The organism is Stenotrophomonas sp. A3_2 (genome assembly GCF_036624925.1).
GTDB classification, from domain to species: domain Bacteria; phylum Pseudomonadota; class Gammaproteobacteria; order Xanthomonadales; family Xanthomonadaceae; genus Stenotrophomonas; species Stenotrophomonas hibiscicola.
The window spans coordinates 24,988-35,847 of sequence record NZ_JAZKVY010000289.1; the positions used below are offsets into that span (position 1 = coordinate 24,988).

Sequence of the window (10,860 nt, forward strand, 5' to 3'; positions counted from 1 at the left end):
GGGCGCCGCAACGGGGCGCAGGACCGTGGCTGGATGAGAATTGTTCTCTTTTCGTTACGGCACGTCAAACCTGGAGGCGTGCGGACCAACGGTCCGCGCCCACGGTCCGTACCCACCATTCGCATCCACGGTAGTGCCGGCCGCTGGCCGGCAGATTCGCCGTACGGAGAAAGCCGGCCAGTGGCCGGCTCTACCCCCGTAGATCCACGCCATGCGTGGATGGGCCGCTCTACGCCCGCTGCGCGCGCTTGAGCAGCTTCGCTTCGCGCCTGCGCGCGCGACGGGCCCGCCAGTGTTCGGCCAGGCACGAGAAGATCACGTACAGCGCCGGCGTGCTGAGCAGGGTCAGGCTCTGCGAGAACAGCAGGCCGCCGATCATCGCGATACCCAGCGGGCGGCGCAGCTCGGACCCTTCGCCCAGGCCGATCGCCAGCGGAACCGCTGCCAGGATCGCCACCATCGTGGTCATCATGATCGGACGGAAGCGCACGATGCTGGCCTCGCGTGCCGCCTCGCGCGGCGCCAGCCCATGCTCGCGCTGCGCCACCAGCGCGAAGTCGATCATCATGATCGCGTTCTTCTTGACGATGCCGATCAGCAGCACCAGCGCGATCATCGAGATCACCGACAGTTCGGTGTTGGTGCCGAACAACGCCAGCAGCGCACCGACGCCCGCCGCCGGCAGCGTGGACAGGATGGTGACCGGGTGGATCAGGCTCTCGTAGAGCATGCCCAGCACCAGGTAGACGGTCAGGATCGCGGCAAACACCAGGATCAGCATGTCGCTGGGATCTGAGTTGAAGCCGAAGCCCGCGTCGTCGGCCAGGCGGATGTCACCGGGCATGCGCATGCCGGCTACGGTGGCGTCGATGATCGCCTTGGCTTCGCCCATGCTCACGTTCGGAGCAAGGTTGTAGCTGAGGTCCATCGTCGTGTACTGGTTTTCATGGGTGATCTGCGACGGTGCCAGGCCGGGCACCTGGGTGGCCACCGCGGTGATCGGCACCATGTCGCCGTTGCGCGCACGCACGTACACCTCATCCAGCGCCGCCGGGGTGGCGGTCTGCGAGGGCAGGGCATTGACCACCACGCTGTACTGGTTGATGTCCGAATAGATGGTGGAGATCTGGCGCTGGCCGAACGCACCGTACAGCGCGCCGTCGATGGCGCCCACCGTGATGCCCAGGCGCGCGGCCTTTGCGCGGTCGATCTGGATGTTCTGGCGCAGGCCGGCATTGTCCACGTCGGTGCCGACGTCGCGCAGCTTCGGGTTCTTCTTCAGCTCCGCCTGCAGCTTGGGCAGCCACTCCTGCAGTGATGCCAGGTCGTTGCCCTGCAGCGAGATGCGGTACTGCGCGCCCTGGCTTGAGCCGCCGCCGTCATTGCTGGGCAGATCCTGGATAGCGCGCAGGCGCAGTTGCAGGTCGGGGTAGCGGTCGGCCTTGGCACTCAGCCGCGCCAGGGCGTGCGCGGTGGTTTCGCGACGGCCTTCCCTGCGCGATTTCAGCTCGATGTTGAACTGCGCACTCGACCCCTGGCGGCCGCTGCCCAGGCGAACGCCCACGGTCTTCACTGCCGGGTCGGCCATCAGCATGTCGGTGATGCGACGCTGGCGGCTGACCATGTCCTCGAAGGAAACAGTGGCGCTGGAATTGGCCCGGCCCCAGATCAGGCCGGTGTCCTGCGGCGGGAACGCACCCTTCTTCACTGCACCGAACAGGAAGATGGTGGCGGCGATCAGCAGCAACGGCGTCAACGACAGCAGCAGCGCGTGGCGCAGCGAGAAGTCGAGGAACACGGTGTAGATGCGCAGCATCCGCTCGTGGCCGGCATCGAGCCAGCGGCCGAAACGCGACGGCGGCGCGCTGTGGTCGTGCGCACTGAGGAAGCGGCTGCACAGCGCCGGGGTCAGCGTCAGCGAGACGATCATCGAGACCACGATGGCCGCCACCAGGGTGACGGTGAACTCGCGGAAGAACGCGCCCATCATGCCGCTGGCGAACAGCAGCGGAATGAACACCGCCACCAGCGAGGCAGTGATCGAGACGATGGTGAAGCCGATCTCGCGCGCGCCGGTCAGTGCCGCCTGCATGCGCGGCATGCCCTCGTCGAGATGGCGCATGATGTTCTCGATCACCACGATCGCATCGTCCACCACGAAGCCGATCGCGATCACCAGCGCCAGCAGGCTCAGGTTGTTCAGGGTGAAGCCCATCACGTACATCACCAGCGCCGCACCGGCCAGCGACAGCGGCACGGTTACGGCGGCGATCAGCGTCGGCGCCAGCCGGCGCAGGAACAGCGCCATGGTCAGCACCACCATCGCCAGGCTGATCAGCAGGGTAATCTGCACTTCATGCAGCGACGAGCGGATGGTCGGCGTACGGTCGAAGTACGGCGTCATCGTGGTGCCGGGCTGCAGGTAGTCGCGCAGCGCGGGAATCTGCGCCTTGACCCGGTCCACGGTCTCCACGATGTTGGCCCCGGCGCGGGTGAACACGTACATCACCACCGCCGGCTTGTGGTCGAACCAGGCGGCCTGGTAGGCATCCTGCTGGCCGTCATAGACGTTGGCGATGTCCTTCAGGCGGATCACCCGGCCATCGCCCTGGGTCTTCACCACCAGGTCGGCGAAGTCGGCTGCACGCGCGACCGAATCGTTGGCGATGATCGCGGTGGTGGTATTTCCATCGCTGAGGAAGCCGGTGGGCGAGGTGACATTGGCTGCGCGTACGGCGTTGCGCAGATCATCGGCAGTCAGGCCCAGCGCGTTCATCAGGCGCAGGTTGACGTCCACGCGCACGGCCGGCGTCGAGGCACCGGCGATGTCCACCGAGGCCACGCCGCTGATCTGGCGGATGCGCTGTGCCAGCAGCGAATCGGCGACGTTGTAGAGCTCGTCGGCCGACTGCGTCTGCGAGGTCAGCGCAATGGCGATGACCGGATCGTCGTTCGGGTTTGCCTTCTGGTACATCGGCGAGCCCATGCCCGAGGGCAGGTCGGCCTGCGCCGAGTTGATCGCGGTCTGCACGTCCAGCGCGGCCGAATCGATGTCGTGGCCGCTCTGGAAGATCATGAACACCAGCGAGCTGCCTTCCGAGCTCGACGAGCGCATGCGGTCGATGCCCGGCAGCTGGCCGAGGTGGCGTTCCAGCGGTGCGGTGACCGTGGACGCCATGGTTGCCGCATCGGCGCCGGACTGGCTGGCGTGCACGAAGATCACGGGGATCTCGATGTTCGGCAGCGCCGACACGCCCAGGCGCAGGTAGCAGATCAGGCCGACCATGAACAAGCCGATGGCCAGCAGCGCGGTGCCGATCGGGCGGCGGATGAAAGGGCCGGACAGGTTCATCGTGCGGCCTCCCGCAGCAGCGGGGCGTGGATCATGCCTGCGGCTCCTGCAGCGAACCATTGCGCAGCGCGCGCTGTTCGCGGCGGCGCGCCAGCCACTCGGAGAAGCGCTCCATGTACAGGTAGATCACCGGCGTGGTGTACAGCGTGACCAGCTGCGACAGCAGCAGGCCGCCGACGATGGCGATACCCAGCGGGCGGCGCAGCTCCGAACCGATGCCGGTACCCAGCGCCAGCGGCAGTGCGCCGAGCATGGCTGCGGCGGTGGTCATCATGATCGGGCGGAAGCGCAGCAGGCAGGCGCGACGGATCGCGTCATGCGCGTTGGCACCGGCGCGGCGCGCCTCGATCGCGAAGTCGACCATCATGATGCCGTTCTTCTTGACGATGCCGATCAGCAGCACGATGCCGACGATGCCATCCACCGACAGGCTCAGCCCGCACAGCATCAGCGCCAGCAGCGCGCCGACACCGGCCGGCGGCAGGGTGGAGATGATCGTGATCGGGTGGATGTAGCTCTCGTAGAGCACGCCCAGCACGATGTAGATCACCACCAGCGAGGCCAGCAGCAGCCACACCACATCGGTCTGGCTGCCGGTGAACTCGGCTGCCTTGCCGATGAATTCGGCATGCAGATGTGCCGGCATGTCCAGGCTGTCCTTGGTCTCCTGGATCGCTCGCACCGCTTCGGACAGCGAATAGCCCGGCGCCACGTTGAACGACACAGTCACCGCCGGCAGCTGCTGCTGGTGGCTGACCACCAGCGGTGCGCTGCTCACCTTGCCTTCGGCCAGCGCCGACAGCGGAATGATGTTGCCGGCGCCGACCGTGATGCCGGTGTTCTGCGCGCCGATGCCGGTGGCGGTGGACGAGTTGGAGGAGGTGACCTGGCCGAAGCTGGTGGCATTGGTGCCGGTCAATGCGCCGGCGCCGTTGGAGGCGACCGCCAGCTGTTCCATCAGCGCGGTGCTGGTGCGGAACTCCGGTGCCACTTCCAGCACCACGCGATACTGGTTGAGCTCGGTGAAGATGGTCGAGATCTGGCGCTGGCCGAACGCATCGTAGAGCGTGTCGTCGATGGTCTGCATCGGCACGCCCAGCACGCTGGCCTTGTCGCGGTCGATGTTCAGCTCCAGGGCGCGGCCCTGGCTGGACAGGTTGTTGTCGACGTCGGCCAGTTCCGGGCGCTTGCGCAGCGCTTCGGTCAGGCGCGTGGCCTGGGTCGCCACCGTCGCCGAATCCACGTCCGACAGCGAGTACTGGTACTCGGTAGCGGCCACACGGGTATCCAGGGTTACGTCCTGCACCGGCTTCAGGTACAGCGCCACCCCCGGAATGCCGGCCACTGCCTTCTGCAGGCGCGGCAGGATCTCCTCCAGGCCATCGCGCTCGCCGCGTTCCTTCAGCACGATCGACAGCTGGCCCTGGTTGAGCGTGGGGTTCATGCTGCCGGCGCCGATGAAGGCCGACACGCCGGTCACGTCCGGATCCTGGCGCAGCGCTTCGGCCACCTGCCTGGTGCGCTGCTCCATCTGCGGGAAGGCGATGTTCTGGTCGGCCTGCACCACGCCGGTGATCAGGCCGGTGTCCTGTTCGGGCAGCAGGCCCTTGGGGATCAGCACGTACAGCAGCACGGTCAGCACCAGTGCGCCGCCGGCCACGGCCAAGGTCAGGCGCTGGTGGCCCAGCACCCAGTCCAGGCTGTGCTCGTACAGGCCGACGGTGCGCGTCCACAGGTTCTGCTTGCCGGCCGCCGCCGCGCGCTCATGCGCGTCCTCGCCCTCGGGCAGGGCATCGGGCTTGAGCAGGTAGGCACACATCATCGGGGTGAGCGTCAGCGAGATCAGCATCGACAGCACCACCGCGATGCTCAGCACCCAGGCGAACTCATGGAACAGGCGGCCGGTCACACCGGGCATCAGCAGCAGCGGCAGGAACACCGCCACCAGCGAGATGGTCAGCGACAGCACGGTGAAGCCGATCTGGCGTGCACCGATCTCGGCCGCTTCCTTGCCGCTCTTGCCCTGTTCGATATACCGCACGATGTTCTCGATCATCACGATCGCATCGTCGACCACGAAACCGGTGGCCACCACCAGCGCCATCAGCGAGAGGTTGTCCAGCGACATGCCGGCAAAGGCCATCACCGCGAAAGTGCCGGCCAGCGAGAGCGGTACCGCCACCGAGGGAATGATCGTGGCCCACAACCGGCGCAGGAACACGAAGATCACCGCCACCACCAGGCCGATGGTGAGGATCAGGGTGAACTGCACTTCGTGCACCGAGGCGCGGATGGTCTCGGTACGGTCGTTGAAGATCTCCAGGTGCACGTCGGCTGGCAGCACGCCCTGCAGCTGCGGCAGGATCGCGCGGATGCGCTCGACCGTCTGCACGATGTTGGCACCGGGCTGGCGCCGCACTTCCAACAGCACCGCCGGCTTGCCATCGGCCCAGGCGGCGAGCTGGTCGTTCTCCACGCCATCGACCACCTCGGCCACGTCCGACAGCCGCACCGGGCGGCCGTTCTTGTAGCTGATGATGGTGTCGCGGTACTCGGCGGCGCTGGCCAGCTGGTCGTTGGTGCCGATGCTGTAGGACTGGGTCTTGCCGTTCAACGAGCCCTTGGGCGCATTGACGTTGGCCTGGGTGAGCGCGCTGCGCAGCTGTTCCAGGGTCAGGCCCATGTTCGACAGCTGCGCCGGATTGACCTGGATGCGCACGGCCGGGCGCACGTTGCCGGCAATCGAGACCAGGCCGACGCCCTGCACCTGTGACAGGCGCTGGGCCAGGATGGAGTCGGCGTAGTTGTTGACATCGCGCAGCGGACGCGTGTCAGACGTCAGTTTCAAGGTAACGATGGCCGCGTCAGCCGGGTTCACCCGGTTGTAGACCGGCTGGTAGGGCAGCGACGAGGGCAGGGTGGCCTGGCGTATCGCCGCCTGTACGTCCTGCGCGGCGATGTCGATGTTCCGGTCCATCGAGAACTGCAGGATGATCGTGGACAACCCGGCCGACGAGTCGGAGGTCATCAGCTCCAGCCCGGAGATCTGCCCGAACTGGCGCTCCAGCGGCGTGGTGACCAGCGAGGCCATGGTGGTGGCGTTGGCGCCGGGGTACTGGGTGGTGACCACCAGGCTGGGCGCATCGATTTCCGGCAGCGCCGACACCGGCAGCTTGCGGTAGCCGAGGATGCCCAGCAGCAACAGGCCCGCCATCAACAGCGAGGTGGCGATCGGGCGGCGGATGAAGATCGTCGAAAAGCCCACGGACTGATCCTTGCTGGCACTTCAATGTCGGCGCCGACGAGCATGCCGGCGCGAGGGAGAACAGTCGCCTGCGCTCAGCGCGGGCCACCACCGCGACGGCCACCGCCGCCACCGTTCTTCTGCTCGGCCGCCTTCAGCTCGGCCTCGGTCGGTGCGGCCGGGGTCTGGCCCGGCTTCAGTGCGGTGACCTTGCTGCCCGGCTTCAGGCGGAACTGGCCTTCACTGACCACCCGCTCGCCGCCCTTCAGGCCTTCGGCAATCTGCACCTGGCTGTCGCCCACTTCCACGCCGCTGCGCACGGTCTGCATCTTCACCGTGTTGTCGCCCTGCACGACATAGACATATTCGCCATCCGGGCCACGCAGCACCGCCTGGGTCGGGATGACCACGCCACCGGCGATCGTGCGCAGCTGCATGCGCACGTTGACGAACTGGCCCGGCCACAGGCCATTGTCGGTGTTGTCGAAGACCGCACGTGCCTTGAACGTGCCGCTGTCCGCACTGATCAGGTTGTCGACCACGTCCAGCTTGCCGTCGCCGGACAGAACATGCGAGTCGGCGCGGTCCAGCGCGGCCACCGGCACCGTGCCGGCGGCCTGTGCCTGGCGCACATCACCCAGCTGGCGCTCGGGCAGGTTGAACAGCACGTGGATCGGATGGATCTGGGTCAGCGTGACCAGCGCGGTGCCGGCGTTGACCACGTTGCCCGCATCGACCGCACGGATGCCGGCGATGCCGGAGATCGGCGCAGTGACCCGGGTGTACTGCAGCTGCACCTGCGCCGAGCGCATGCTGGCCTCGTTCGCAGCGACTGCGCTTTCGTACTGTGCCACTTGGTTTCGCTGTGTATCCAGATCGGTCTTGGCGACGTACTGGCGGTATTCCGGCGCGTTGGAGCGCTGGTAGTTGGAGCGCGCGGTGGCCAGCAGGGCTTCGTTCTGGCGCTTGGCTGCCGCGGCCTGGTCATAGCTGGCCTGGGCAGTGCGCGGATCGATCACCGCCAGCACATCACCCTGCTTCACTTCCTGGCCTTCGCGGAAATTCAGGCTCATCAGCTGGCCGCCGACCTGCGGGCTGACCGTAACGGTATTCATTGCGGTCACCGTGCCCAGCGCGCTGGCGTACACCGGTACGTCCTGGCGGGTGGCATCGACCACGGTCACCGGCACCGGGCCCGCATCCGGGTCTTCGCCGCCCTGGCGCGCGCCCGCAGCCGGTTTTCCAGCCTCGTCCTTGCCGCCGCCGATGACCCGCAGGCCGACCACGGCCAGCACCAGCACTGCCACGACCAGCAGCACGATCTTCCAAACACGTGACATTACGAGGACTCCAAAAGGGCTGGACCGGGCGCGACCCGGGGGCAATGCGCAAAGCATACCTGTGCCACATCACGTTTCCTGCATGACGGATGGGACGGGCGCTAAGACCGGATGCCGCGCCGGAGGTTCCCGTGGCGGCAGTGTTGCCCTACATTCAGCTGGAACCCCCTGCCGTGGAGATTGTGATGCGCCGTTCGCTGCTGCTGTCCGCCCTGCTGCTGGCCCTGCCGGCCCTTGCCCACGCCCAGGACGGGCAGCGCCCGGAAGTGACCGCCGCCGCGCAGCGGCTGCAGTCCAAGGTGATCGAGTGGCGTCGTGATTTCCACCAGCACCCGGAGCTGTCCAACCGCGAAGTGCGTACCTCGGCCGAAGTCGCCAAGCGCCTGCGGGCGATGGGCCTGAAGCCGAAGACCGGCATCGCCCACCACGGCGTGGTGGCGATCATCGAAGGCGGCAAGCCGGGCCCGAAGATCGCATTGCGCGCGGACATGGACGCGCTGCCGGTGACCGAGCAGACCGGCCTGCCGTTCGCTTCCAAGGCCACTGACCAGTACCGCGGGCAGACCGTGGGCGTGATGCATGCCTGTGGCCACGACGCGCACACCGCGACGCTGCTCGGCGTGGCCGAAGCACTGGTGTCGATGAAGAAGGACCTGCCGGGCCAGGTGATGCTGATCTTCCAGCCGGCCGAGGAGGGCGCGCCGCCGCCGGAAGAGGGCGGTGCCGCACTCATGCTGAAGGAAGGGCTGTTCGCCGATTTCAAGCCGGAGGCGGTGTTTGGCCTGCATGTGTTCTCCAGCGTGCAGGCCGGCCAGATCGCGGTGCGCGGTGGCCCGTTGATGGCCGCCTCGGACCGTTTCGGCATCAAAGTGATCGGGCGCCAGACGCATGGCTCGGCACCGTGGAACGGTGTTGACCCGATCGTCGCCACCGCCGATCTGGTCGGCACCGCGCAGACCATCGTCAGCCGCCGTGCCAACCTGTCCAAGCAACCGGCGGTGCTGACCTTCGGCGCAATCAACGGCGGCATCCGCTACAACATCATTCCCGATGAAGTGGAGATGGTCGGCACCATCCGCACCTTCGACGAAGGGATGCGCCAGCAGATCTTCGCCGACCTGCGCAACGTGGCCGAGCACACGGCCGCCGCGCACGGTGCCAAGGCGGTGACCGACATCTACGAATCGGAGGGCAACCCGGCCACGGTGAACGACCCGGCGCTGACCGCGAAGATGCTGCCGAGCCTGCAGGCGGTGGTGGGCAAGGACAACGTGTACGAGCCACCGCTTCAGATGGGCGCGGAGGATTTCTCGCTGTACGCGAAGGAAGTGCCTGGCATGTTCTTCTTCGTCGGTTCCACCAGCGTGGGCATCGACCCGGCGACGGCGCCGGCCAATCATTCGCCGAAGTTCCTGCTGGATGAGAAGGCGCTGGATGTGGGTCTGCGCGCGTTGCTGCAGGTGAGCCTGGATTACCTGCACGGTGCCGGCACTCCGGCGGGGTGAGGGTTTCCGGCAGGGCTTGCAGCCCTGGGTACGCGACATCGCATGCGCGCTGTCGCTCCCACAGTTCGCTGCGCGAACGGTGGGCCCCCCTTACCAGCTTCCAGACCCCTGCCGCTTCGCGGCCGCCCCCTTACTCAGGGGGCTTTCCTCCAGACCCGATCCCGTGGCTTGCCGGTAGATCCACGCCATGCGTGGATGGCAGACATCGAAAATGTCCGAAGGATCGGATTTTGATTTTCTGATCTTTCCCGTGGTGGATCGGCGGCAGAAATGTGTCGGGGGGCCGGGCGGGTGGGGCTGGCGGGGTATCCGCGCCATGGATGGCGCGGCTAAGCCTCCAGGGACGGATTCACGGCGTCCCCGCCAGCCCCATCCGCCCGGCCCACTCCCGGGAATCCAGGCTTTCGACGACCCAACACCCCACCACGGAGGGGCTCCGCCGTTGGCCGGCCCGGCCGAAGGCCCGCCCTCCGCGCGATACAATGCCCCCCATGAACACCCCACAGGATTCCAGCCTCGGTCGCGAGGTCAGTTACCCGTCGCAGTACGATCCCGGCCTGCTGTTTCCGATCCCGCGCAGCGGCGCCCGCGCCGAGATCGGTCTCGATGACGGCGCGCTGCCGTTCGTCGGCCACGACCGCTGGCACGCCTTCGAGCTGAGCTGGCTCGACCCGCGTGGCAAGCCGCAGGTCGCCGTCGCCACCGTCCAGGTGCCGTGCACCTCGCCGCGGTTGATCGAATCGAAGTCGTTCAAGCTGTACCTGAACTCCCTCAACAGCACCCGCATCGACAACGCCGAGGCGCTGCGCGCGCGCATCGTGGCGGATCTGTCGGCCTGCGCCGGTGCGCCGGTCCAGGTGGAGTTCGGCCTGCCGGAGCTGCAAGAGACGCCGCTTGGCGAATCCATCGACGGGCTGGACGTGGAGATCGACTGCTACGGCCCGCCGCAGGCGGACTTCCTCGCCGCCGATGCGGGCGAGGTGGTGGAGGAGACTCTGGTCTCGGCGCTGCTGAAGTCCAACTGCCCGGTCACCGGCCAGCCGGACTGGGCCACGGTCAGCCTGCGTTACCGTGGGCCGAAGATCGACCGCGCCGGCCTGCTGCGCTACTTGGTCAGCTACCGCGAGCATGCCGAGTTTCACGAGCAGTGTGTTGAGCGGATCTTCAGCGAGGTGTCCGCGCGCTGCCAGCCGCACTGGCTGGAGGTTGAGGCCCGCTACACCCGCCGTGGTGGCCTGGACATCAACCCCTGGCGTGCCAGCCCGGGCATCGTCGCCCCGGCCGCGACCTACCGCGAGCTGCGGCAGTAACCGCCGCAGGCGGTTACCGGTAGTGGGGGGGGGGGGGCGGGCCGCGGCCCACCCCGGCGCGCCCCGGGCCCCCCGCCCCGCGCGCGCCCCAACCGGGGGGGGCTGCCCC

General features: G+C 67.4%; 5 protein-coding genes. 2 read left to right on the forward strand and 3 right to left on the reverse strand.

The features are described 5' to 3' along the window. Nucleotides 1–229 precede the first annotated feature (229 nt). The 3 genes from R5H29_RS14215 to R5H29_RS14225 form a co-directional block, all read right to left on the reverse strand. A complete protein-coding gene (locus tag R5H29_RS14215) occupies nt 230–3,352 on the reverse strand; it encodes an efflux RND transporter permease subunit (RefSeq protein ID WP_332329324.1) in 3,123 nt (1,040 codons plus the stop codon). 31 nt (nt 3,353–3,383) lie between these two features. Next, entirely contained in the window at nt 3,384–6,617 is a 3,234-nt protein-coding gene (locus R5H29_RS14220; RefSeq protein ID WP_019661486.1) for an efflux RND transporter permease subunit, read from the reverse strand. Between the two features lie 74 nt (nt 6,618–6,691). Beyond that, on the reverse strand, nt 6,692–7,936 hold the full coding sequence (locus R5H29_RS14225) for an efflux RND transporter periplasmic adaptor subunit (RefSeq protein ID WP_019661485.1): 1,245 nt from the start codon (nt 7,934–7,936) through the stop codon (nt 6,692–6,694). A 185-nt stretch (nt 7,937–8,121) separates the two neighbouring features. Here R5H29_RS14225 and R5H29_RS14230 point away from each other — a divergent pair, with 185 nt between their 5' ends. After that, nucleotides 8,122–9,441 carry a M20 family metallopeptidase gene (locus tag R5H29_RS14230; RefSeq protein WP_155030218.1) on the forward strand — a complete coding sequence of 440 codons (1,320 nt, stop codon included), beginning with the start codon at nt 8,122–8,124 and terminating at the stop codon, nt 9,439–9,441. Nucleotides 9,442–9,932: 491 nt separating this feature from the next. Then, the gene (gene queF / locus R5H29_RS14235) at nt 9,933–10,751 is read left to right on the forward strand and encodes an NADPH-dependent 7-cyano-7-deazaguanine reductase QueF (RefSeq protein WP_155030217.1); all 819 of its coding nucleotides are present in this window, start codon (nt 9,933–9,935) and stop codon (nt 10,749–10,751) included. The last annotated feature ends 109 nt before the right edge of the window (nt 10,752–10,860 follow it).

Coding starts and splice junctions, on each gene's coding strand:
- R5H29_RS14215 (WP_332329324.1), bottom strand. CDS start 3,352: ATGAACCTGTCCGGCCCTTTCATCCGCCGCCCGATCGGCACCGCGCTG.
- R5H29_RS14225 (WP_019661485.1), bottom strand. CDS start 7,936: ATGTCACGTGTTTGGAAGATCGTGCTGCTGGTCGTGGCAGTGCTGGTG.
- R5H29_RS14230 (WP_155030218.1), top strand. CDS start 8,122: ATGCGCCGTTCGCTGCTGCTGTCCGCCCTGCTGCTGGCCCTGCCGGCC.
- queF (WP_155030217.1), top strand. CDS start 9,933: ATGAACACCCCACAGGATTCCAGCCTCGGTCGCGAGGTCAGTTACCCG.